The sequence below is a fragment of the Exiguobacterium sp. U13-1 genome (genome assembly GCF_001750115.1).
Lineage (GTDB): Bacteria > Bacillota > Bacilli > Exiguobacteriales > Exiguobacteriaceae > Exiguobacterium_A > Exiguobacterium_A acetylicum.
The window spans coordinates 2,254,352-2,278,155 of sequence record NZ_CP015731.1; the positions used below are offsets into that span (position 1 = coordinate 2,254,352).

Here is a 23,804-nt window from a genome sequence, read left to right on the forward strand (position 1 = left end):
AGTTATGATGTGTGATTTGATACGTGTGATGGTGCTGTTGGAGTAGAAGCAGTCGCTGTGAGTGCATCATTGATGATACGTGCCTGCTCTACTTTATGACCTGACGGGTCACCTTCTGCTGTACTTGAACGGCGACGACGACCGATGTAACGGACGGTTTGGATGCCGTTCGGTGCGACTGTCTCAAGTCGAGGTTCCATGAAGGACCAAGCCCCCATGTTTTTCGGTTCTTCTTGTACCCAGACCATCTCTTCGACGGCTTCATAGCGCGCGATGACTTCTTGTAAGGCTTTCGCCGGGAACGGATACAACTCCTCGACCCGGACGATTTGTAGCCAATCGAGATTCTCATCTGATTTTGAAACGGCTTCCGCTAGATCGATTGCCATCTTACCAGAACAGAACACAAGACGTTTAACTCGATCTGGTGCTTCGCCAAGTCCAGCTTGTTCGATGACACGTTGGAAACTACCTTCCGTCAACTCAGAGACATCCGATGTTGCAAGCGGATGACGCAAGAGACTCTTCGGCGTCATGACGACGAGCGGTCGGACTTCCTCTTTTCCGAGAATCGCTGCTTGTCGGCGCAATAAGTGGAAGTACTGGGCAGCACTCGATACGTTCGCGACTGTCCAGTTTTTCTCACCCGATAACGTCAAGAAGCGTTCTAAACGACCACTCGAGTGTTCTGGTCCTTGCCCTTCATAACCATGCGGAAGCAACATGACGAGACCTGACGTTTGTCCCCATTTCGCGCGGCTAGCTGAGATGAACTGGTCGAAGATGACTTGACCTGAGTTCGCAAAGTCCCCATATTGCGCTTCCCATAATACGAGCGTTTCCGGAGCGAAGACGTTATAACCGTATTCAAAACCAAGTACACCTGCTTCAGACAACGGACTGTTGTAGACCGAGAATGATGCAGTTGCCGTTGATAAGGCATGGAGTGGCGAGAAGCCTTCTCCTGTTTTCACATCATGAAGATTAATGTTCCGTTGTGCGAACGTTCCTCGTTCAGAATCTTGACCGCTCAAGCGGATGGGTATTCCATCTGAGAGAATCGAAGCGAACGCCAATGTTTCGGCATGTCCCCAGTCAATTCCGTTCTTTGTCGAGAACGCATCCGTCCGGCGCTTCAGGACCTTCTCAAGTTTATGGAACACCTGGAAGCCATCCGGCCACTGTAATAATTCTTCGTTGTACGCTGTTAGTGTTTCGATCGAGACCCCTGTCTCGATTGTCGGTACCCCTTTAAAGACGACATCCGGCATGACCCCACCATACTCTTTCTCGACGTTCGGTACTTTCTCTCGAGCCGCTTTCATCTGATCATTGATCGATGTTTCAATCGATTGAATTTCGTCAGCTGTCGCATCCCCATTCGCGACAAGCGTTTTCCCGTACAAGATACGAATTGGATCATGTTTATGAATCAAATCATATAAGACCGGGTTCGTATTCATCGGTTCATCCATTTCGTTATGACCAAAACGACGGTATCCGATTAAATCAATCATGACATCCTTCTTAAACGTTGCCCGGTACTCGCTCGCGAGTAACGCGACAGCGAGACAGCTTTCCGGCTCATCTGCGTTGACGTGGAAGACTGGGATCTCATACCCTTTGGCAAGATCACTCGAGTAACGCGTCGAACGGGAGTCCGTCGGCTCCGTTGTGAAGCCGATCGTGTTATTCGCGATGATATGAATCGTTCCGCCGGTGTTATATCCTTTGAGATTCGCTAAATTCAACGTTTCAGCCACGATTCCTTGACCTGGGAACGCTGCATCCCCGTGAATGAGGATCGCAGCAGCAGCTGCTTGCTCTTGGCGTGGTGCCCCTTTTTGTGAGCGATCATCTTGTGCCGCACGTGTGAAGCCTTCAACGACTGGGTCGACGAACTCAAGGTGCGACGGATTGTTTGCAAGCGTCATCCGGACGTTACGTGTCTCTTGCTCGAGTTTTCGGTTTAAACCGAGGTGATACTTCACGTCGCCTGTCCAACCGTACGTGATCCCAATCGAGCCTTCAGATGGAACGAGATCATGGTTCGGTGCATGTTGGAACTCAGCAAAGATCATTTCATATGGCTTCCCGAGTACGTGCGCCAAAACGTTCAACCGTCCACGGTGTGCCATTCCGATATTGATCGTCTCCGACCCGTTCGAGATGAGGTGTCCGACGATCGTGTCGAGCAATGGCACCATTGCGTCAAGTCCCTCAATCGAGAACCGCTTTTGACCGACATATGTTTTGTGCAAGTATTTTTCGAAAAGGTCCGTTTCAGCCAAGCGTTTGAATAACTGTTTCTTTTGTTCAGCATCTAGCGTCGCTGTCAAAGCACCTTGCTCGATTTTTTGACGGAGCCATTTCTTTTCATCGAGATCGTCGACATGCTGGAACTCAACAGCGGCTGCTCCCGTGTACTGTGCCTTTAAATGTTCGATGCCTTCATACGCGTCCTGTATACCAGTTGGTGGTTCAGGGCAGACGAGTGAGACTGGCATTTTCCGAAGATCTGCCTCTGTCAATCCGTACTGACTCAATTCGAATAATCCTGTTTCTCGCGGATGGTCCTTCAGCGGATAGATATCCGCCGCAAGATGTCCTTTTGCACGAATTTGTTCCGCTAAACGATTCGCCGCAAGATATTTTTCGAAATCTCCTGTCTCGACTTGCATCGGTACGACTGGTTCCGTCACGGGTGCACCATGCTCTTCGAAATACGCACGTGTCTCCTCATCAACGGATGTCTTGTCTTCTAAAAAACGCTCGTACAATTCAATAATGTAGCCAAGGTTTGGTCCATAAAATGCTTGTTGATCTTGCTCGTGGCCTGCCATGTACGGTTCCCCCCGTTTCTATATTTCTCCCCACACATCCAGTGGATACTCGATGTGTTTCCAGCCCTCTACCTGTTAGCGCTTTCAAAAGGAATTGCATGAATAAAACGCTGAACGTCATGAGAAGGAATGACCGTGTCATTCTTCCATGAAAGTGCCTTCGTTACTATATTACTACTCTTTTCCTATGTGTGCATTTCGAATTCCCAAATTCTCACGCTTAAATGTATAAGTTTTTCTTATGACCACTTGCCTAGTTATTTATGATTCGTCAAAAAACCGGCGTATCCGCATTTAGATACGCCGGTCTCATCATAAGACTTTACTAAGGAACGATTGCGTCCGTTCGTGTTGTGGAGAATCAAATAATGCTTGTGGTACGTTCTCTTCGACGATATAACCACCATCCATGAATAAGACGCGATCTCCAACCTCTCGAGCAAATCCCATCTCATGGGTCACGACGACCATCGTCATGCCTTCAAGAGCAAGTTGTTTCATGACGGCAAGCACGTCACCTACCATTTCCGGGTCAAGTGCTGACGTTGGCTCATCAAACAACATGATTTTCGGATTCATTGCAAGCGCGCGGGCAATCGCGACCCGTTGTTTTTGACCACCAGATAATTCACCTGGATAATTATCCGCTTTTTCACGTAATCCGACTTTATCAAGGAGTTCAAGTGCCCGCTGTTTCGCCTGTTCTTTATCCGATTTACGTACTTTGATCGGTGCGAGCGTGACGTTTTCTAACACAGTTTTATGCGGGAAGAGATTAAAATGTTGAAAGACCATCCCTACTTCTTCCCGGACCTTGTTAATATCGACCTTTGGACTCGTAATGTCGAAATCATCGACAATGACCGTGCCACCTGTAATCTCTTCCAATCGATTCAAACAGCGTAAAAACGTACTTTTCCCAGATCCCGACGGACCGATGACACAGACGACTTCTTTTTCGGCAATCGAGACGTTGATGTCTTTTAAGACTTCATTCGAACCGAAGGATTTCTTTAGATTCTTTACTTCAATGATACTCATCGTAATGTAAACCTCCGTTCCAAAAACTTCGCCACTAAGGACAAGAGATAAATGATGACGAAGTACATCAATCCGACGACGGACCAGACGATGAATGGTTCAAACGTCGTTGACTGCTGTACTTGACCTTGTTGCGTCAAGTCAGCGATGCCGATAATCGACAACAACGATGTATCTTTTAAGCTAATGATCGATTGGTTCGTAATCGTTGGTAACATCCGCCGGAATGCTTGCGGTAAGATGATCTGCACCATCGTTTGACGCCCTGTCATCCCGAGTGAACGTGCAGCTTCTGTTTGTCCTTTATCAATCGATTGGATACCAGCTCGAATGATCTCTGCAAAATAAGCACCGGCATTGATTGCGACCGTCAGTATCCCTGCATACATCCGGTCCATCGATAACCATTCGAGCGAGTTAAGTCCAAAATAGATGAAGAATAACTGAACGATGAACGGCGTTCCGCGAATGACATCAATATAGACAATCGCGATCCCGTTTAAGATTTTTGATGGTGATAAGCGCATCAATGCGACGACTAAGCCAATCAGAAAGCCGACGATGACCGCGATGATGAAAATATACAATGTGACTTGAAGCCCTTCCAAGAAAAATGGAAATGCGGTTTTGACCACTTCCATTGGCTATCCCACTCCCTTATTGCCTTGCGACTTATTTCAGATACGTATCAACGATTTTATCGTATTCACCGTTTTCTTTTAGATTCGCAAGTCCTTTGTTGATTTTCTTCATCAGATCCTCGTTCTCACCTTTTAAGACAGCGATTCCGTAATTGTCCCCGTTGAGACGGTCTCCGACAAGTTTTAATCCAAGGTTTTGTTGTTTGTTTGCATATGAGATGACAGGATAATCTTCAATCAAGGCTGCTGCGTTACCGTTCTTCACTTCTTGGAACATCGCTGGGCTGTCATTGAACTGTGTGACTGTGAAGCCAAGCTTATCTGCGTTATCCGTTGCATATTTCGCACCCGTCGTTCCCTTTTTGACGGCTACTTTTTTCCCTTTTAAATCGTTGACGGATTTAATACCATTCTCATCTTCTTTGACGACTAAAATAAGACCAGCTTTGAAGTATGGATCTGAGAATGTGACGACTTTCTTCCGTTCTGGCGTAATACTCATACCGGCAATGGCAACGTCCAATTGATTGGCTTGAAGTGCCGGAATGATACCGCTAAAGTCCATTGCTTCAAATTGAATCTTGAAGTTCTGATCCTTCGCGATTGCTTTCATGAGATCAATGTCGATTCCCTTGTACGTATCCCCATCTTTATATTCAAATGGTGGGTACGTGACGTCAATGCCGACCTTATACGTCTTTCCTTCTGACGACTCTTCTTCTTTCGAACCGATGCTACATGCACCAAGCACGAGAACACAGCTCATCAAGAGCGCTAGCAAGATACTCCCTTTTTTCATGTTTGTTTCCCCTCTCCTATGTGTTAAAGATTGTTAACTCTACTTAGTACTTTCCCTGAAGAGTACCCTCTTTAAAACGTATTTTACCAGAAAAATTCTAAAAAGATAAACTTTTCTGAATTTTTATTCGTTGAAACCGTTTTCTATTCATCATCAAAAAAGAAGGCAACCCCTTGCTGGGATTGCCTCCTTCAATCATTTATGCCGCCGAGAGGACTTGAACCTCCACGGTGTTGCCACCACTAGATTCTGAGTCTAGCGCGTCTACCAGTTCCGCCACGACGACGTTGATTTATGATATTAATATAGCGGGTAACGAACTGAGTTGTCAATCATTTCGCAAGATGTTGCGAACGAACTTCTCGACGACATCATCATACAATGCCGGATCCTCAAAATAGGCCATCGCGTGAGCGGCATTCGGAATGACGACGAGCTCTTTTTCTGTTGGACAAGCTTCATACAGCTCATATACCATATCTGTCGGTACAAACGTATCTGCCCCACCATGGATGAACAAAATTGGTACCTGTGCTTTTTTGACTTGTTTCAGCGCTGATGCTTCACGGAACGTATAACCTGCCTTTAGCTTCGTCAATACGCTCGTCATACCTAAAAACGGGAAATGTGGTAGTCGATACATCCGCTTCATCTGATACGCAAGTACAGCATTGACGGACGTATAGGCACAATCAGAAATGATTCCTTTGATCTGTGGTGGGAGTTGCTCGCCACTCGTCATCAATACGGTCGCCCCTCCCATCGACACCCCATGCAAGAACAGTTTCGCATCCTGTCCAATCCGTTCAATCAGATAGTTCGACCAACTGAGACAATCTTCCCGATCATGCCATCCGAATCCGATATAGTGACCGTCACTCATTCCGTGTCCTCGATTATCCGGCATCATGACATGAAAACCGGCCTGATGGTACAGATAGGCGAATCCGGCTAAATCCGTTCCGACGCCTCCGTATCCGTGCACGAGAATGACAATCCGATCTGATGGAACAGGAGACGGAAGGAAGTGCCCGCGTAACGTCAAACCATCTTTCGCTTCAATCTCGATCCGCTCGAGCGGCTGCTCCTTGATCCAGGTCTGTCCAGGTTGCATCAATCGGACCATCTCATCACTCAAATCCCGATTATTCGATAAGAAAGGCTTCGGATTCGTGGCGATTGCCATCTCATAAAAATAATAACTCGCTGCTACTAATCCGGATCCGATGACTCCGATTCCAATTTTTGTTCTGCGACGCATCTGCCCCACTCCTTCTTTCAGTTATAGCTCGATCTTCAGTTGAGCAGCATGGTCATCCTCTTCATCCTGCAAGACTTGTTGACGTAATCGTTGTTCTTGTTGCTGACGCCGGTAGGCAAACTCTTGGACAAGCTCTGTACCCGTGAACCCATCTTCTACGAGTTCGCTCAATAAATCCGTTTCTGTCTCGACGACCTCGCCCGGACGTCGCATGACGAGAACATCTCCGACTTGTGCAATCAGCAATTCATCTTCTAGACGAAGTGCATCGTAAAATGGTTCCGGTAACGTCATTCGACGTGTCTCCGGATTGATATGGACGCGTTTATAAACGCCTAATGCTTGAAACTTACGACGTGCCATTGCGTGCTCTCCTTTTTAGTTGAACGTCAGATCGATTCGTGAATCTTTTCCTTGAATACGAACCGTACCCGTCGCTCCATTGATTAACGTCAACTGTGGCGGCTGATGACCGATGTCAAGATCATATAAGACTGGTAAGCCCGTTTCATCTGCTAGATACTGATACACGTCTAGCCATGTCAGATCTTCTGTGATCCTTGCAGACGTACGACCGAATAAAAAGCCAGCCGCATGGTCAAACCATCCTGCATACGCCATTTGTCGAAGTGTCCGGTGCACCTCTGCTGAACTCGCTTCAGACACCTCGAAGTACCAGAGTATCGGTTCTCCGTTGATTTCTTCACGCTGGAAACGCTGTACATCTCCGTACGGTGTCCCAATCAGATGGCGAATCGTCTCAAGACACCCACCAAGTATCCGTCCGGTCACTTCTGTTCGCTCATCAAGTGCTTTCCATTCGGTCGCTTCCGTCAGTTGAAATAACGAACCTGCTGGACGTTCTTGGTCTGTCCACTCGGATTGATAACGATCGGAAGCCCACTGTGTGACGGTTCCTCCAGTTGGCGTTGCGAGCACCCGTCGCCAGGCACTTGTCGTCTCGTCCCATTCTTCACTTCGAAGCTCAACGAAATTCGGACCATGTGCTGTCGCCATCCCCGTCTGAAGCGTCAGACTGAGCAATAACGTACTGATATCGGAATAGCCAAGCAACCATTTCGGTTGGTACGTAGCTAGCGCCAACTCGGGTAAAAGATCAATGGCGCGTTCCCCACCAAATGGCGGGATAACGGCATCAATCGTCTCATCCGTCATCATCTGATTCAATTCTTCGGCGCGTTGTTTAACCGGCGCACTCGCAGCAAGTTGATGCGACCAAATCGTTTCGCCCAAACGGACGTTCATTTGCCGTGCTTGTACTTGTTCAACTGCTCGTTCGACCCATTCCTGTTGCTGTTCACGTAATCCGGAGGAGGGCGCCGTCACTCCGATCGTTTGACCTGTCCAACCTAAAAATGGATATTTCATGGTGACCCCTATAATGTCATAGTGTGAAACTATCTTCTCGTCAAAATATGAGTTCATTATACCGTTCTTATGCCGCATTACCAACTTTTATCCTGTTAGAACGTCGTGATACGAACAAAAAACACGATTCCGCACAAGCGACCTGAATGAACAAGTCACCTCGACGAAATCGTGTTTGAATCTTTTTTAACTTGATGCTGATAGTTCAGCATATTCCTCTTGCGTGAACGCACGGGAGCGTGTCAAAAAACGTTTCCCTTCGACACCCTCAAGAGAGAACATTCCGCCTCGACCATTCACGACATCAATGATGAGTTGCGTATGTTTCCAGTACTCATATTGATCTTCATGAATATAAAACGGACAACCACCGATCTCTCCTAGTTTTTTATCCTGATCCCCTAGAAATAGATCACCCTGCGCAAAACACATCGGGGAACTGCCATCGCAACAACCACCAGATTGATGAAACATCAACGGACCGTGCTTTTCTCTCAACTGGTCGATTAACTCTAAACAAGCTGCTGTCGCCTGAACACGTTCCACCATTTGCATCCACGTCCTTTCCGACTTAGAAGAAACCGAGTTTATTCGGGTTATAGCTAACGAGTAGGTTTTTCGTCCGTTGATAATGGTTAAGCATCATCTTATGGTTTTCGCGTCCGATACCCGACATTTTGTAACCACCAAATGCCGCGTGAGCTGGATATTGGTGATAACAGTTCGTCCAGACGCGTCCTGCTTCGATCGCACGACCAAACCGGTACGCACGGTTCATATCGCGCGTCCAAACACCGGCACCAAGACCGTACAACGTATCATTCGCAATTTCGAGCGCTTCTTCTTCCGTCTTGAATGTCGTGACCGACAAGACCGGTCCGAAAATTTCTTCTTGGAAGATTCGCATCTTGTTATGCCCTTTAAAGATCGTTGGTTGGATGTAATATCCTTTTGCGAGATCCCCTTCGAGCATGTTACGCTCTCCACCGACGAGACACTCTGCGCCTTCAGATTTCCCGATTTCAAGATATGAAAGGATTTTCTCCATCTGTTCGTTCGAAGCTTGAGCCCCCATCATGACGTCCGAATCAAGAGGATTTCCGATCTTGATGGCTTTGACGCGCTCAAGAACACGTTCCATGAACGGCTCGTAAATTGATTCTTGAATCAAGGCACGCGACGGACACGTACAGACTTCTCCTTGGTTCAATGCAAACATCAGTAATCCTTCGATTGCTTTATCGAAGAAGGCATCATCTGCCTGCATGATATCTTCGAAGAAGATGTTCGGCGATTTCCCACCAAGCTCGAGTGTGACCGGAATCAGGTTCTGTGATGCGTACTGCATGATCAAACGTCCTGTCGTCGTCTCACCCGTAAAGGCGATTTTGGCGATTCGTTTGCTTGAAGCGAGTGGTTTCCCTGCCTCAAGACCAAATCCATTGACGATGTTAAGAACACCTGGTGGAAGTAAGTCTTCGATGAGTTCAACGAGTACCATGATGCTCGCTGGTGTTTGTTCTGCTGGTTTTAAGACGACACAGTTTCCTGCCGCGAGAGCTGGTGCTAATTTCCAGACAGCCATTAAAAGCGGGAAGTTCCACGGAATGATTTGACCGACGACGCCAAGTGGCTCATGGAAGTGATACGCGACCGTATCTTGGTCAAGTTCACCGACCGAACCTTCTTGGGCACGGATGACGCCGGCGAAATAGCGGAAGTGATCAATTGCAAGCGGTAAATCCGCGTTGAGTGTCTCACGGACCGCTTTCCCGTTCTCAAGTGTCTCTGCATAAGCGAGCATCTCAAGGTTTTCTTCCATCCGATTCGCGATTTTATTTAAAATGTTTGAACGTTCCGTTACAGAGGTCTTCCCCCATGCTTCTTTTGCGGCATGCGCTGCGTCAAGAGCCAGTTCGATGTCTTCCTTACCGGAACGAGCGACTTGGCACAATACTTTACCGGTGACAGGTGTTACATTATCAAAATATTCTCCCCCGACAGGTGCCGTCCACTTTCCATTGATGTAATTTTCATACCGTTCCTTGTACTGTACTTTTGACCCTTGCTTGTTCGGAATGTCATAAATCATGCGTTACTTCCTCCCTCAACTAAAATGGTCAAGCAGTGAGACGGATGCTTGTATGCGCTTACATTTTAATATAGGCTAAAACAGCCCTCTCGATACCATCGTACCAAAATTATATGAAAAGTCAAAAAATTCCGGTAAATATCTGTGATTTTTTTCGAAAAAAAACATCTCCGTTTTCAGGAGATGTTTTACGATCAAGACCGTGTCGGGTCAATCCCGTCTTCTTGGTCAGACGGTGTATCGGAACTACCAAAGTCACTCACTTTCGAGAAACCGTCCGTATCACCGTCGATGTCTTTTCCGCGGGCTGTGACCGATGGATCAAGTACATCTTCTTCGCTTGGTCGTGAATTCGGATCGTTCTCATTTTGTGCAGCTTCTTCTTTAGCATGCTCGATACATAATAACGTCTCCGGAATGATATCAAGACGTTCAATCTCAATCTCTTTTCCGCATACTTCACAAATCCCGTACGTTCCGTCTTCAATCGCTTTAAGAGCACGATCCACATCCGACAGCATGTCTTCTTGCATATCCGTGATCGCTTGATCGCGTTCCCGCAAGAACAGTTCATCGCCGGAATCGGCAGGATGATTATCGTAACTCGACAATTCACCTTCATCGTAATCGGTATCGCGTTGTTCGATGTTTGATGTCGTCTTCTCTTTTTCCTTTAATAACCGTTGCTTGAATTCTTCCGTCTGTTGTTTAGATAACATGATTGTTCGACTCCCCTTCGTTAGTACCTCTGTTAAGAATGTAGCCTATTCGGAGAAGAGTTAAACCATCAGGAACATTTGTAAGAACGAATCGATCCGTGAAGATCGCAGATGACCGTCATACATTCATTTCCATCATTAAAGCAAATCTGATGCGACCGTCCGTTTTTGGATGTCGTGATATCGTCAATCCACAGTTGCGAAGCATCTGCCGAAGACAACATGGCGATTTTGTCGCGAATCATGAATAAATCAAACGGTAACAGATTCAAGGATTGAATCGTTAAACCGTGCTTCCGGAAAAGTGGATCAAGCTGATATTGCGAGAGACTATACAAACACTTCTCCGCCCCACCAATCAACAACTGAATCGAATGGGAGGGTTCATGACTATCGATTCGCTCCTTATGGAGGATGATTCGTCCTCGAACACCAGATTCATTGAAAATCCGTTGCGTATCCTCTTGTGAAAGACGTGGTCCACCATCTTTGACCTTTAGAACGATGTGAGCGAATTCTGCGAAATCTGGTTTTCCAATTTCAAGCGCCGGGATATGACGGACTTCTTCACGTTCAATGATTTCAATCAAGTCACGCTCGACTTGGACACTGACCGTATCTGTTGAAAAGACACGGACGTCGATCACGAATTGATCGAGTACCGCATTTACTTCGATCGTGTATGTTAAATCAAGGTTTTTTTCTTGTTCAACCAACAATCGATTCAAGATAAGTTGATGCAATAAATGGACTGGTGTGCGTGAAGAAAATTGACTCGAATAAATCAAATGCTTCGGTCCGGTTCCTTTTGTTGCTTTTGGTCGTGCTCCGTTTAATCTATATCCGTTTAATCTATATACGTTTACTTTATAATTCAACATATGATCACCTTCTCTTACCTGAAAAATCGGAATAGAGATGTTCCGTTCATATAGCGTACAATGTATTTTAATCACTAAATATTCGTTTTCGAATATTCCAAATTTAATATACAAATTGTAATCAAATTGTGATAGAAGATTCTTAAAAACAGATCTTTTCTATGATACCATTTCGCATTAAAGTCAAAAAAAAAACACCTTCCACAAGATGTGAAAGGTGTTTGACACACAAGAGTATTCTTTCTTAAGCAATCGAATTGACTTGTTGTTGCATTGCTTCATAATGTTCGATGATTCGAGATCCAAGTGGATCCGTTGCTGACAGTTGTAGATATGCGTTCAGCGCATCTTCGATTCCATGTTTTGTAATATACGCATTTAATTCTGAAGATTCTGAATCATCCGGGTCGAAATAGGTTAGGGCTGCTGCGATGCCGCGTGCTAATCCATCTGCTTCGATGCCGCGTTCCATCAATTCTTTCGCTGGTTTAACGAGTCGGTCGCTTGGACTCAGTTTACGAATCGGTGAACGAGCAACCCGAATGATTTCATCATGAATCCGCGGGTTTTCAAATCGTTTCATATTCTTTTGGATATACGCACTATGGTCGACTGGGTTAAAGCCGTACTTTTCAAGTAACAACCACCCTGTTTCGTAAAGTGCTGTCTGGACACCACGACGGATGCGTGGATCTGTTAAACTTTCAGCGATCGTCTCTTTTTGGAACAATGCTCCGAGGTACGATGCGATCGCATGTCCTGTGTTGACGGTGAACAGTTTCCGCTCGATGAACGGTTCAATGTTCTCGACATAGGTGACGCCTTCGATCCGTGGATAGGCTTCCGGTAATCCAGTCGTCTCGATCACCCATTCGAAGAATTCTTCCACTTCGACGTATAACGGGTCTTCATGATGTTGAAGCGGCACGATCCGGTCAACCGCCGCATTCGGAAAATACCAGTTCTCCGCTATCGGCTGATGTTTCGCCACCTCTGCTTGCAAGTGTTTTGACCCACCAATCATGTTTTCACACGCAATGACGTAGACAGGTGCCTGCTGATCACGTTGACGTAATCCTTCCGCGATCAAAGGAGCGACTTTCGACAACAAGCTCGGTCCGACAGCTGTTGTAATCACATCTGCATCGCGAATCGCTGCAATGACCTGATCCGGTTCAGACAAGCTGTTGAGCGCTGTCACGCCGTCAACCCGTTCACGTCCTCCTTGTTCAGAGGCATAACCGACTTCATAGGTATGTCGTGCTTTTAATGCATCGACGACCGTCGTATTAACATCTACGAAACAGACTTCGTAACCCGTCTTGACGAGTTGTAAGCCGATGAACCCACGTCCGATGTTACCGGCACCAAAATGAATGGCTTTCATGCTTACACCTCCGCTGTCAATAAGGCGATGATTTCTTCTTTTGATGTCGCAGCTACGATACGCTCGACGTTCTCCTCATCGGAGCAAATGACCGCAATATTCGATAGCAACTCGAGGTGTTCGTCACCGACACCAGCGATGCCGATGACGAGTCGTGCTTGTTCCGTTCCGAACGCTACGCCTTGCGGTACTTGTAGAATCGAAAGTCCTGTCTTCTTGACCTGCGATTTAGCTGACTCTGTTCCGTGGGGAATCGCGACATGGTTGCCGATATAGACCGTCGATAAAGCATGACGCTCCTGCATTGAGTCGATGTAACCGGCTTCGACATATCCGTGATCGACGAGGAGTTGACCGGCAGCCGTAATGGCTGCCGTCTCGTCTGCGAATTGTTGGTCAAGTAATACGAGTTCCGGTGAAAGGTTCATTGTCGTTGTCATGTTTATTCCTCCTTGAGTGTCTCTATCTTTATCTTTAAGAAATCTTATTCCGTGCTGTTTCGATCTCATGGACAAGCTGATCATAATATCCGGCATTCAGGAAATTATCGACTGATCGATGCTCTGCCGTTGGAACCTGTTCCATCGCTCGCTCGGTCAAATCACGGTGCGTGATGATCAGTTCGGCGTTTGCCGGCAGTTGGCTGATCGACGTATTCGTTACCTTGATCGGTAAGCCTGCTTTATTGATTTTATTGCGAAGGACGGATGCCCCCATCGCACTCGATCCCATACCAGCGTCACAAGCGAAAATGATATGTTCGACTTCCGCAAGTGGTTTAGCATCAGCTGAAACGAGTGTCGAGGCAATTGATTGTTTGCCTTTCATTGCACTAACGTTCGCGCTTGCTTCTTCAAGTGATGTCTCTTTTGCTTTGCTTGTTTTCAATAAGACAGTCGAGACAACGAAGGTAACGGATGCTGAAACAAGGACACCTGCGATCAATCCGACGTAAGACCCTCGGGATGCCATCGCAAGGACAGCGATGATACTACCCGGCGAAGCAGGTGCGACCAATCCAACATCAAACAGGACGAAAGTGAGGATTCCACTCATGCCACCCGCGATCATCGCAAGTAATAGTACCGGTTTCATTAAGACATAAGGGAAATAGATTTCGTGAATCCCACCAATGAACTGAATGAATGCTGCACCCGGTGCCGTTTTCTTCGCTGCACCAGAACCGAAGAACGAGTAAGCGAGTAACAATCCGAGACCCGGACCTGGGTTGGCTTCAAGTAGGAACAGAACTGATTTGCCCGCCTCGTTTACTTGATCGAGACCAAGAGGGCTTAAGATACCGTGGTTGATTGCGTTGTTTAAGAATAAAATTTTCGCTGGTTCGATGAACAAACTGGCAAGCGGCAATAAGTGTGCACTGACAATCGCACCAACTGCTGCAGCCATGATGTCGTCAAGACCTGTCATGAGTGGTCCGAATACTTTGAATCCACCGAGCATCAACAAACCACCGATGATTCCGACCGAGAAATTGTTGACGAGCATTTCGAGACCTGGTTTGATTTTTCCTTCGATCAACTGATCGAACTTTTTGATGACGTATCCGCCAAGTGGTCCCATGATCATGGCACCGAGGAACATTGGAATTTCTGTTCCGACGATGACCCCCATCGTCGCGAGCGTCCCAACGACGCCCCCTCTGACGTCATGCATTAATTTCCCGCCTGTGTATCCGATCAGCAACGGTAAGAGATAGGTGATCGTCGGACCGACGAGTTCACCGAGTTCCTTATTTGGTGCCCATCCAGTTGGGATGAACAGTGCCGTGATGATCCCCCAAGCGATAAATGCACCGATGTTCGGCATGACCATTCCGCTTAAAAAGCTTCCGAACCGTTGAACTTGTACACGGATGCCCCGTGCTCCATTTTGAGCTGTCGCCATTGCGTTAGCCTCCATTTCGTGTATGAGTTGATAAGATGATTGCTTTGCTATGCTCTTATTGTAAGAGCACTGCAAGCGCTTACTCAATCTTTCCTAGTTCAGTCTTTGTCCAAGAAGTTGGACAGACTGGAAAGAAGCCTGCCTGACCTAAAAAAATCCCTGTCACTTCAGGAATGGAGTGACAGGGATTTTTCAAGTGTGACCTAGGAATTGATCAATGACCGTTCGAAACGTTCGATTCAAAAGCAGACGAACCGTCTGTTCCTCACCGAACTCGAATTGATCCATTTGTTCGGGACTCTCGATGATCGCAGCACTGATTGAACTGAGTAATTCAAGCAGTTCATTCGATGTCTCTTCCGGTGCGACCAAGACGAGGAGCCGTTCGACGGATTGCAACTGTTGATCCATCCCGAGTAAGTCGATCGGTTCAGGTAATTCAAAGATAAGAAATCCCCCTCTTTGGATCGTCGCATCGCGTCCGTGGAACAGTGCGAGCCGCGTTCCCGGAATACCGAGACCTGACATCTCATGACGACGCAACAATTGTGTCGAGAGTGATACTGCTGATTTCGCTAATCCTTGGTCGACCATGCGCGTGCTGATTTTAAACAAGAGCGATTCAATCCCATCGTCCACCCGCTCCAACCGTTCCATCTTGAATCCATTCGACACTTGGATCGACGATGCGACAAGACGTTGCAGCTGTTCAAGATCGAGCCATTCCGTTTTCGCCTTTCGCGGTGCCGGCTGAAAGGATTTAGGCAAGGCGAGAATTAATTTTCGGATCCGTTCGACCTCATCCTGAGGAAGTAACGGGTTAACGAGAAGATGTGGTGGGCGGATGTCAGGCAACGGTACGGTCGATAAAACGAAGTCGTACGAGTCGATTGGTAACCGTTCGATGCCAAACAGGGACGAGTTATCGATGTGCTCGAGTTCAGCGAATTCTTGCCGCAACCGATTCATCAGTAACTTCGAGGAACCGAGTCCTGCAGAGCAGACGACTAAAACGCGATAGGGTAGTTTTGGTGTCGGTTTGCTAAGAACGGCACCGAAATGCATGACCCAAAAAGCTAAATCTACGTCTTCAAATGTCGCATCGGTGAAGATTGACAGCGCTGCTTGTTTGACCGCATCAAACAAGCGAGGATATTCCCGTTCGATTTGTTTAATGACATAGGACGGATTGACGCTATTTTGACGCGTGTACGATTGAATATGCGAAACGAGTCCGCGTTCTAACGCATGATCCTTCGTGAAGTTCGTTCCATACAATAAGGAAACATGTTCAATCAATCGTTTCACACGAAGGCGCGTGACGAGTTCTTCCGTATCTCCTGCGTCCGATTGAAAGAAAGCACGCAACTCTTCTGATAACCATTGGCGTTCGGCAATCGACAATGTGTCAGGTAATCGCTCTTCCACGCGTTCCACCCATTTGAGGATTTCGACCGGATACGCTTTTAACTCGTAACGCATCGGAAACGGATCTTTGCGCAACGCTTGTAAAGCTAAGCTGAGTGTCGCGCGCATGATTTGTCGGTCATTGAGACGCCCTTCTTTCGTCAATGGCGCAATGACCGCGTACGCTTGATTGATCATCTCAAGCCAGGATGTTCGATTCATGCGTAACAGATGAGGTAATTGCCCGACGTCGCCTTGTAACAACCGATAGAAAGCGAGAACATCCCATTGCGTAAAAATCAATGAAATCAGTAAACGGCGTTTATTGATTTCTTCGCCGATGACTTCTGCACCAATACCTTTTTTGCGCTTGATTTCAAGGTCATATTGCAGAAACCACTCATCAATCCGCTCTAAATCCTGGCTGACCGTGCTCGGAGCCACATACATCGCATGGGCGATCGCCTGTAATTTGACCATCCCTTCTTCTTGCAGTAGCCGATACGCTAACTCGACTTGGCGATCTTCAGCGTTCGGTAATTGTTTATGTGACAACAATAATTGGTCTCGTAATGCATGTTTGGCTTCGTCTGTTCCTTCAATTAATAGACCTCTGCCGCGGACATATGTCAAACGCAATTCATGATCTTCTAAAGACTGGGTAAGACGATCGCGTTCACGTTGAATCGTTCGTTCCGATGTCTCGAGCGTTTCCGCGATCTCTTGGATTTGAACAGGTTCTTCGCGTGATAAGAGGAAAAATAAGATATCATGTTCCCGTGGTGTAAATTCAGTCATGCAGCCTCACTCTTTTCTGCCAAGATTCGAGGATGACATCATATGCAGTCGGATCAAGAATCTGATCGACTGGATGAACAGAACAATGTGCTTTCCATACGTGTCGATGGACGAGTTGCGTTTCTCCGACGATAAAAGATGCCTGATCAGGTAGTTCTGCGATGCGACATGTCTTGACGTCTGTCGTAATACCGCATTCAAGTAAGCGCTTTCTTAAAATCGTAGCCCCCATGATACTACTCGCCATTCCACTCTCGCATACGAAATAGATGATTTCTGGATTCATCTGTCATACCTCCTCTTCATTTTATAAGAATAGCAGAAATATTTTCGGTGTTTCACCTTGAAATAAAATCAATAGTTATTTTTGAACTGGCAGATTCCTTTGCCAAACGTAAAAAAGCCTGGATTTCTGAAAGTATCAGAAAATCCAGACCATGTGATTTAGCCGGTTTGTTGCATCGTTCTTAAATACTGACCGACGGCTTCCGCCACTTCACGACCTTCTCGAATCGCCCAGACGATCAGTGATTGACCCCGTCTTGCGTCACCTGCGGCAAATACGCCTGGCCGGCTCGTCGCGTAACGCGTCGTCTTGATTTTCCCGCGTTCTGATGCGACCGCTAAATGTTCGAGTACATTCTCTTCCACACCACTGAATCCAATGGCGATCCAGACTTGATCGACTGGGAAGTAACGATCGCTCCCTTCGATTTCCTCAAAGATCACTGCACCCGATTCATTTTTTGTTTTCGTCGTCTGAATCGTCCAGACACCGGTGACTTGACCCGATTCACTTGTTGTGAATCGCTTGATGGCGATCAAGTATTCACGAGGATCCCGCCCGAATTGTTGCAACGCTTCTGCGTACCCATAATCGATTGAGTAGAGTAACGGTGTATCCGGCCACATGTTTCCTGTTGCACGCATCGTACCCGGTTGTTCATGTTTACCGAATTGGACAACGGAGCGACAGCGTTGACGGAGTGCTGTTGCCACACAGTCCGCTCCTGTATCGCCTCCACCGATGACCAGAATATCTTTATCTTTCGCATCGTGATCAGAAGACAACGGTTCTTGCGAGAGCACGTGACGTGTCACCCCTGTCAAATAATCCATCGCATAACCAACACCACGCGTTGGTGCATCAGTCAATTTGCGCGGTTCCGTCGCACCGACACACAAGATCACCGCGTCATACTCCGCTTCAAGTGTCTCGAGAGCGATATCTGCGCCAATCGTGACGTTCGTCCGGAAGTGGATCCCTTCCGCTTCAAGCAAATCAACACGGCGCTGTACGACCTCTTTATCGAGTTTCATGGCTGGTATACCGTATGTCAATAGACCGCCAATACGATCTTCCCGCTCAAAGACCGTCACTTGGTGACCGGCTTGATTCAGCTGATCGGCAGCCGCAAGACCAGCAGGACCAGATCCAACGATGGCAATCGAACGCGACGATCGTATTGCTGGAATTCTGGGCACGACCCAACCTTTTTCAAAGCCGATGTCGATGATCGTCCGTTCGATATCTTTGATCGCGACCGCGGGTTCATGAATCGACAACGTACAGGATCCTTCACATGGCGCTGGGCAGACACGACCTGTGAATTCCGGGAAGTTGTTCGTCTCAAGAAGTCGATCGAGTGCCTCTTGAAAACGTCCTTCTTCTACGAGCAAGTTCCATTCTGGAATCAAGTTATAGACTGGACAGCCGATCTTCACTTGATCAAATACTTCCCCTACATGGCAAAACGGGGTGCCACAATCCATACATCGACTTGCTTGTTGACTCGCTTCCGCTTCCGTCAAAGCCGTCTTATATTCCTTAAAATCACCCACCCGTTCGCTTGGATGTCGTTCCGTTCCACCCGAACGAGCAACTGTCATGAATTGATCGCGTCGTTTCATCGTACCCCTCCTGTTCTGCGCCCTAGATGTGTCTCAAATGCGAGCAACATCGCTTCTTCGGTGTTATGTCCTTGTTTTGCAAAATCAGCCATCAACGTCGTCACTTTCTCATACGTCGAGGGAATGACGCGGATGAACGAATGAATGACATGATCCCAGTTCGCTAGAATCGCATCGCCCTGTTCACTACCAGTCCGTGCGACGTGACGTTCGATGAACGTCTTCAGTCGCGCAATCTCTTCGACATGCGTGACAGGTCCCGTCGAAACGAGTTCGCGGTTGACACGCTGTAAAAATTGTTCAGGATTACGCGGCAAGACATAGGCGACACCACCTGACATACCAGCAGCAAAGTTTTTTCCGACATCTCCAAGGACGACGACAGATCCACCGGTCATATACTCGAGTCCATGGTTGCCAATTCCTTCAACGACGGCGACGGCTCCACTGTTTCGAACAGCAAATCGCTCACCTGCCTGACCGTTGACATAGAGTTCTCCACTTGTCGCCCCATAAAGTGCGACGTTACCAATGATCGACTGATCGGACGAGACGAACGAAATCGAACGTGGAGGATGCACGGCGATGATACCTCCGGACAATCCTTTCCCGACGTAATCATTCGCTTCTCCCGTGACATCAAGCGTTACTCCACGTGGTAAATAAGCGCCTAAACTTTGTCCGGCAGATCCATTCAGTTCGAGTTTTAATCGGTCCGTCGGAAGACCAAGTGCCCCAAACCGTCTTGTCAGCATGGCACCGGTCTGTGTTCCGATCGCACGGTCTGTATTTTGAATCGTTAAACGTAGCGTCTGAGGCTGACTGAAATCTGCCGCCTCCAAATACGGCGAGATTTCACGAGCGTCAAAGGAACGCTCGACATGATGCTGTTGTTGTTCAGCCGGACCGTGTGTCACATGGACGAGGAGACGCGAAAAATCAAGACTCTTCGCTTTCCAATGCGTCCGTTGTCGCTCCGATGGTTCGAGTAAATCTGTCCGACCTACAAGATCTTGCAGTCGTCTTACACCGAGTTTCGCTAAATGTTCTCGTACTTCCTCAGCGATGAACGTCATGAAATGGACGACGTCATCGGCAGATCCTGTGAATTTCTTACGGAGCTCTGGATCCTGTGTCGCAACACCAACAGGACACGTATCGAGATGACACGCACGCATCATGATACATCCGACGGCAATGAGCGGTGCTGTCGCAAACCCATACTCATTCGCTCCTAACATCGCAGCGAGGATGACGTCGCGACCGGTCAATAGCTTTCCATCGGTTTCAAGAACGACACGCTCGCGCAACCCGTTTAATGTCAAGGTTTGATGGGTCTCAGCTAGACCAAGTTCCCATGGTAGTCCGGCATGTTGAATACTCGTCTTCGGCGAGGCGCCTGTACCTCCGTCATGTCCACTGATGACGATGACATCTGCAAGCCCCTTCGCAACTCCAGCCGCAATCGTTCCAACGCCACCTTTTGCGACAAGTTTGACGCTAATCCGAGCTTGATCGTTCGCACGTTTTAAGTCATGAATCAACTGTGCCAAATCTTCAATCGAATAGATATCGTGATGTGGAGGTGGGGAAATCAATCCAACACCCGGTGTCGATGCACGAACTCGCGCGATCCACGGATAGACCTTTTCACCAGGTAATTGACCGCCTTCACCAGGTTTCGCACCTTGTGCCACCTTGATTTGTAATTCGTCCGCGTGAACGAGGTAATGACTCGTCACCCCAAAACGACCAGAAGCGATCTGTTTGATCCGACTCATCCGGAAGTCACCATTTTCATCGCGCTCGTATCGTTCCTCCTCTTCACCGCCTTCACCACTATTACTTTTACCACATAAGCGGTTCATCGCGATCGCAAGCGTCTCGTGCGCTTCTTTTGATAAAGAGCCGTATGACATCGCACCCGTCTTAAAGTATTTGACGATTTCGCTGACAGGCTCGACTTCTTCGATTGGGATTGCCGTCGTCTCCTTGAATGTCAACAGATGTCGTAGCACCGTTGCCGGTTCCTCCTGAATGCGTTGTGCATACTTTTGATAGAGCCGGTAATCATTCGTCCGGCATGCGTGTTGCAACAAATGAATCGTTGCCGGGTTAAAGGCATGATGTTCTCCCGCTTGACGGTACCGGAAGACACTGCCGGATTCTAAATGAATCCGTTCATCTGCAATCCGTTGTGCCCGTCGGACTTCTTCTTCCATCAGTTCAAGCGTCATCCCGCTCAATTGAGAGACCGTACCAGTGAAATGCTGCTCGATGACGGCGCGGTCGATTCCGACTGCTTCAAAGATTTGCGCCCCCCGGTAGCTGAAGACCGTCGAAATGCCCATCTTCGACATGACTTTGACGACGCCTTCCGTGACTGCTTTTTGGTAACGTTTGTCTACATCCATAAAACGATCCCCTACCGCTTCTTCAAGCGTCGCATACGCCAGGTACGGATAAATCGCATCCGCGCCGTATCCGATCAACGTCGCAACATGGTGAACTTCACGAATTTCTCCACCTTCAACGATTAAGCTGAGATTTGTGCGTAATCCCTTACGGATCAGAGCATGATGAATCGCACTCGTCACTAAGAGGATCGGCATCGGCAATGTGCCAGGGCGTACGAGGCGATCCGATAACGTCAATAATTCATATCCGTTTCGTGCAGCGGTCACAGCCTCATCAACGATCATGCCGAGCGCTTCTTCAAGTGAATCGGTGAACGTCGCCGAAATCGTTTTTTGCTTGAGCCCACAATGTTTGAGCGCATGGGCTTCGTCTGGTCTTAGAATCGGCGTCTCTAAGCGAACACGACGACAGTTCGCACGGTTCGGCGTCAGCAGCTCCCCTTGTCGACCTAACCATGTTAGCGTCGAGGTGACGATCTCTTCGCGTAACGCGTCGATCGGTGGGTTCGTTACTTGAGCGAACAGCTGTTTGAAATAACGGAACAAGGATTGAGGGCGTTCACTTAAGACCGCTAGCGGTATATCCGTCCCCATCGCGCCTAACGGATCCTTTTGTTCTTCGACGAGCGGTATCAGGTATTGATCGATATCTTCACGGGTATACCCGAAGTGTCGTTGTTTCGTACCAAGATCGACGAGCGTTTCCTTAAAGTCGTTACTTGAGAGGGACACGACTTCTTGAGCGAGCCACTCCGCGTAGGGGTGCCGTGTCGCTAGCTCCCGTTTGATTTCTTCATCTGCAATCAACTGACCGGACGCAAAATCGAGTAAAAGCAGTTCACCCGGTGCTAATCGTTTTTTGTACAGAATGTCTTGTTCACGAAGAGGGAGTACTCCTGCTTCTGACGACAACATGAAGTGACCATCGCGTAATAGAACATATCGCGCCGGTCGTAGACCATTTCGGTCAAGCGTCGCACCAATCTGTTTCCCGTTCGTAAAGACGATGGCAGACGGACCATCCCATGGTTCCATCATGCTGCTGTGGTACTCATAATACGCGCGCTTCGCCGGTCTGATTTCGGCATGTTCGAATGGTTCCGGTACGAGCATCAGTGCTGTCTCAGCAAGCGATAGACCTGACAGATGAAGAAACTCAAACGCATTATCAAGCATCGATGAGTCGCTACCCGTCTCATCTAGAATCGGTAACACTTCTTCTGCCCGATTGCCGTATGTCGTCTCAGCCAGTCGACGTTCGCGACCGCGCATTGCCCGGATGTTCCCTTGTAATGTATTGATTTCGCCATTGTGAATCAAATAACGGTTCGGATGGGCACGTTTCCAGCTTGGGAACGTATTCGTACTAAAACGCGAATGCACGATACCAAATCCTGATTGATAGCGCTCGTCTCGTAAGTCATCGAAATACGCGCGCAATTGATCCGTCGTCACAAGTCCTTTGTAAACGATTGTTTCACTTGAGCTACTGAGGACGTATTGTTCAAGACCGAGTTGTTCTGATTCACGTTCAAACGCTCGTCGAATCAAAAAGAGCGTTCGTTCGAATGTCAATCCTTCCATCGCCTGTGCACCAATGAAGCATTGACGAATGACTGGCTCCGTGCTGCGTGCACCCGATCCAAGCACTTCGGACTGAACAGGTACGGTTCGCCATCCCAATACGTCTTGTCCTTCCGTCAAAATGATTGACTCTAACGTTCGCTCGAGTCGCATCCGTTCCCGTTCCTCACGTGGTAAGAACATCATGAAAACGCCATAATCCCCTTTTTTAGGGAAGGAAATGTGACGAACTGTTTCACGAAACAACCGATCTGGTAATTGCGTTAAAATACCCGCTCCGTCTCCCGTCTTCGCATCGCTTCCTTGTCCACCACGGTGTTCCATTTGACAAAGCATGGCCAATGCATGTTCAACGATTTCATGACTCGCTCGTCCTGTTTGATGTGCGTAAACCCCGATCCCGCACGCATCATGTTCCATACGAGGGTCGTATAATCCCTGCTGTTCAGGGTATTGATGAAATGTCATAGTAGCACTCTCCTTGCCTTCTTAATTTTCTGTATATTCAGTTAAATTATACTTTACACCCTTTTATGTTTATTCGCTACTATGCATAATCACCATTTTGCGCAACCTCTGAAGCCATAATTACCATATATCAACATTGATAACGCTTACATAAACTTGGATATTCATTCAATATTTTTTTTGGCTGATTTCTACACTTTGTGCGCGTATTACTTTGCCCGAACATATGATTCCGTGGTATTTTTAACTATGAAAAGAGTT

At 47.6% G+C, this 23,804-nt stretch carries 18 protein-coding genes and 1 tRNA gene; all 19 read right to left on the minus strand.

Going from position 1 to position 23,804, the window contains the following annotated elements; translation table 11 throughout:
* Positions 1-2 precede the first annotated feature (2 nt).
* The 19 genes from ESP131_RS11840 to gltB all read right to left on the minus strand — a co-directional run bounded on the left by ESP131_RS11840 (position 3) and on the right by gltB (position 23,543).
* Positions 3-2,843 (minus strand): 2-oxoglutarate dehydrogenase E1 component, encoded by a 2,841-nt coding sequence (locus tag ESP131_RS11840; RefSeq protein WP_069940799.1) that lies wholly within the window; start codon positions 2,841-2,843, stop codon positions 3-5.
* A 312-nt stretch (positions 2,844-3,155) separates the two neighbouring features.
* A complete protein-coding gene (locus ESP131_RS11845; protein WP_023468549.1) occupies positions 3,156-3,884 on the minus strand; it encodes an amino acid ABC transporter ATP-binding protein in 729 nt (242 codons plus the stop codon).
* Entirely contained in the window at positions 3,881-4,525 is a 645-nt protein-coding gene (locus tag ESP131_RS11850) for an amino acid ABC transporter permease (RefSeq protein WP_023468550.1), read from the minus strand. Before ESP131_RS11850 ends, ESP131_RS11845 begins: the two co-directional genes overlap by 4 nt.
* Positions 4,526-4,556: 31 nt before the next feature.
* Positions 4,557-5,324 carry a transporter substrate-binding domain-containing protein gene (locus tag ESP131_RS11855; protein WP_023468551.1) on the minus strand — a complete coding sequence of 256 codons (768 nt, stop codon included), beginning with the start codon at positions 5,322-5,324 and terminating at the stop codon, positions 4,557-4,559.
* Positions 5,325-5,526: 202 nt separating this feature from the next.
* A tRNA-Leu gene (locus ESP131_RS11860) sits at positions 5,527-5,610 on the minus strand.
* Positions 5,611-5,652: 42 nt separating this feature from the next.
* Positions 5,653-6,585: an alpha/beta hydrolase gene (locus tag ESP131_RS11865; RefSeq protein ID WP_029341930.1), complete on the minus strand. Its 933-nt coding sequence runs from the start codon at positions 6,583-6,585 to the stop codon at positions 5,653-5,655.
* A gap of 21 nt (positions 6,586-6,606) precedes the next feature.
* Positions 6,607-6,948: a hypothetical protein gene (locus ESP131_RS11870; protein ID WP_023468553.1), complete on the minus strand. Its 342-nt coding sequence runs from the start codon at positions 6,946-6,948 to the stop codon at positions 6,607-6,609.
* A gap of 15 nt (positions 6,949-6,963) precedes the next feature.
* Positions 6,964-7,974: a S66 family peptidase gene (locus ESP131_RS11875; RefSeq protein WP_069940800.1), complete on the minus strand. Its 1,011-nt coding sequence runs from the start codon at positions 7,972-7,974 to the stop codon at positions 6,964-6,966.
* A gap of 186 nt (positions 7,975-8,160) precedes the next feature.
* Positions 8,161-8,523, minus strand: coding sequence for a DUF779 domain-containing protein (locus ESP131_RS11880; RefSeq protein WP_047395570.1), 363 nt, complete (start codon positions 8,521-8,523; stop codon positions 8,161-8,163).
* A gap of 22 nt (positions 8,524-8,545) precedes the next feature.
* Complete coding sequence (adh, locus tag ESP131_RS11885; protein WP_069940801.1) at positions 8,546-10,066, minus strand: aldehyde dehydrogenase; 1,521 nt, start codon at positions 10,064-10,066, stop codon at positions 8,546-8,548.
* A 194-nt stretch (positions 10,067-10,260) separates the two neighbouring features.
* Positions 10,261-10,785: a TraR/DksA C4-type zinc finger protein gene (locus ESP131_RS11890; protein WP_029341934.1), complete on the minus strand. Its 525-nt coding sequence runs from the start codon at positions 10,783-10,785 to the stop codon at positions 10,261-10,263.
* A gap of 68 nt (positions 10,786-10,853) precedes the next feature.
* A complete protein-coding gene (locus tag ESP131_RS11895; RefSeq protein WP_069940802.1) occupies positions 10,854-11,666 on the minus strand; it encodes a hypothetical protein in 813 nt (270 codons plus the stop codon).
* A gap of 244 nt (positions 11,667-11,910) precedes the next feature.
* On the minus strand, positions 11,911-13,053 hold the full coding sequence (locus tag ESP131_RS11900) for a mannitol-1-phosphate 5-dehydrogenase (RefSeq protein ID WP_069940803.1): 1,143 nt from the start codon (positions 13,051-13,053) through the stop codon (positions 11,911-11,913).
* 2 nt (positions 13,054-13,055) lie between these two features.
* Positions 13,056-13,493, minus strand: a complete 438-nt coding sequence (locus ESP131_RS11905; protein ID WP_200934376.1) for a PTS mannitol transporter subunit IIA — start codon at positions 13,491-13,493, stop codon at positions 13,056-13,058.
* A 34-nt stretch (positions 13,494-13,527) separates the two neighbouring features.
* A complete protein-coding gene (locus ESP131_RS11910; protein WP_069940804.1) occupies positions 13,528-14,958 on the minus strand; it encodes a PTS mannitol transporter subunit IIBC in 1,431 nt (476 codons plus the stop codon).
* Between the two features lie 192 nt (positions 14,959-15,150).
* Positions 15,151-17,163 carry a BglG family transcription antiterminator gene (locus tag ESP131_RS11915; protein ID WP_069940805.1) on the minus strand — a complete coding sequence of 671 codons (2,013 nt, stop codon included), beginning with the start codon at positions 17,161-17,163 and terminating at the stop codon, positions 15,151-15,153.
* On the minus strand, positions 17,156-17,449 hold the full coding sequence (locus tag ESP131_RS11920) for a PTS sugar transporter subunit IIB (protein WP_058705357.1): 294 nt from the start codon (positions 17,447-17,449) through the stop codon (positions 17,156-17,158). Before ESP131_RS11920 ends, ESP131_RS11915 begins: the two co-directional genes overlap by 8 nt.
* Before the next feature lie 158 nt (positions 17,450-17,607).
* Positions 17,608-19,074 (minus strand): glutamate synthase subunit beta, encoded by a 1,467-nt coding sequence (locus ESP131_RS11925; protein ID WP_069940806.1) that lies wholly within the window; start codon positions 19,072-19,074, stop codon positions 17,608-17,610.
* Positions 19,071-23,543 (minus strand): glutamate synthase large subunit, encoded by a 4,473-nt coding sequence (gene gltB, locus ESP131_RS11930; RefSeq protein WP_069940807.1) that lies wholly within the window; start codon positions 23,541-23,543, stop codon positions 19,071-19,073. Before gltB ends, ESP131_RS11925 begins: the two co-directional genes overlap by 4 nt.
* Positions 23,544-23,804 lie beyond the last annotated feature (261 nt).

Coding starts and splice junctions, on each gene's coding strand:
- ESP131_RS11910 (WP_069940804.1), bottom strand. CDS start 14,958: ATGGCGACAGCTCAAAATGGAGCACGGGGCATCCGTGTACAAGTTCAA.
- ESP131_RS11875 (WP_069940800.1), bottom strand. CDS start 7,974: ATGAAATATCCATTTTTAGGTTGGACAGGTCAAACGATCGGAGTGACG.
- ESP131_RS11920 (WP_058705357.1), bottom strand. CDS start 17,449: ATGAATCCAGAAATCATCTATTTCGTATGCGAGAGTGGAATGGCGAGT.
- ESP131_RS11845 (WP_023468549.1), bottom strand. CDS start 3,884: ATGAGTATCATTGAAGTAAAGAATCTAAAGAAATCCTTCGGTTCGAAT.
- ESP131_RS11840 (WP_069940799.1), bottom strand. CDS start 2,843: ATGGCAGGCCACGAGCAAGATCAACAAGCATTTTATGGACCAAACCTT.
- ESP131_RS11880 (WP_047395570.1), bottom strand. CDS start 8,523: ATGGTGGAACGTGTTCAGGCGACAGCAGCTTGTTTAGAGTTAATCGAC.
- ESP131_RS11850 (WP_023468550.1), bottom strand. CDS start 4,525: ATGGAAGTGGTCAAAACCGCATTTCCATTTTTCTTGGAAGGGCTTCAA.
- ESP131_RS11890 (WP_029341934.1), bottom strand. CDS start 10,785: ATGTTATCTAAACAACAGACGGAAGAATTCAAGCAACGGTTATTAAAG.
- ESP131_RS11895 (WP_069940802.1), bottom strand. CDS start 11,666: ATGTTGAATTATAAAGTAAACGTATATAGATTAAACGGATATAGATTA.
- ESP131_RS11855 (WP_023468551.1), bottom strand. CDS start 5,324: ATGAAAAAAGGGAGTATCTTGCTAGCGCTCTTGATGAGCTGTGTTCTC.
- ESP131_RS11915 (WP_069940805.1), bottom strand. CDS start 17,163: ATGACTGAATTTACACCACGGGAACATGATATCTTATTTTTCCTCTTA.
- ESP131_RS11905 (WP_200934376.1), bottom strand. CDS start 13,493: ATGACAACGACAATGAACCTTTCACCGGAACTCGTATTACTTGACCAA.
- gltB (WP_069940807.1), bottom strand. CDS start 23,543: ATGACATTTCATCAATACCCTGAACAGCAGGGATTATACGACCCTCGT.
- ESP131_RS11870 (WP_023468553.1), bottom strand. CDS start 6,948: ATGGCACGTCGTAAGTTTCAAGCATTAGGCGTTTATAAACGCGTCCAT.
- adh (WP_069940801.1), bottom strand. CDS start 10,066: ATGATTTATGACATTCCGAACAAGCAAGGGTCAAAAGTACAGTACAAG.
- ESP131_RS11925 (WP_069940806.1), bottom strand. CDS start 19,074: ATGAAACGACGCGATCAATTCATGACAGTTGCTCGTTCGGGTGGAACG.
- ESP131_RS11865 (WP_029341930.1), bottom strand. CDS start 6,585: ATGCGTCGCAGAACAAAAATTGGAATCGGAGTCATCGGATCCGGATTA.
- ESP131_RS11900 (WP_069940803.1), bottom strand. CDS start 13,053: ATGAAAGCCATTCATTTTGGTGCCGGTAACATCGGACGTGGGTTCATC.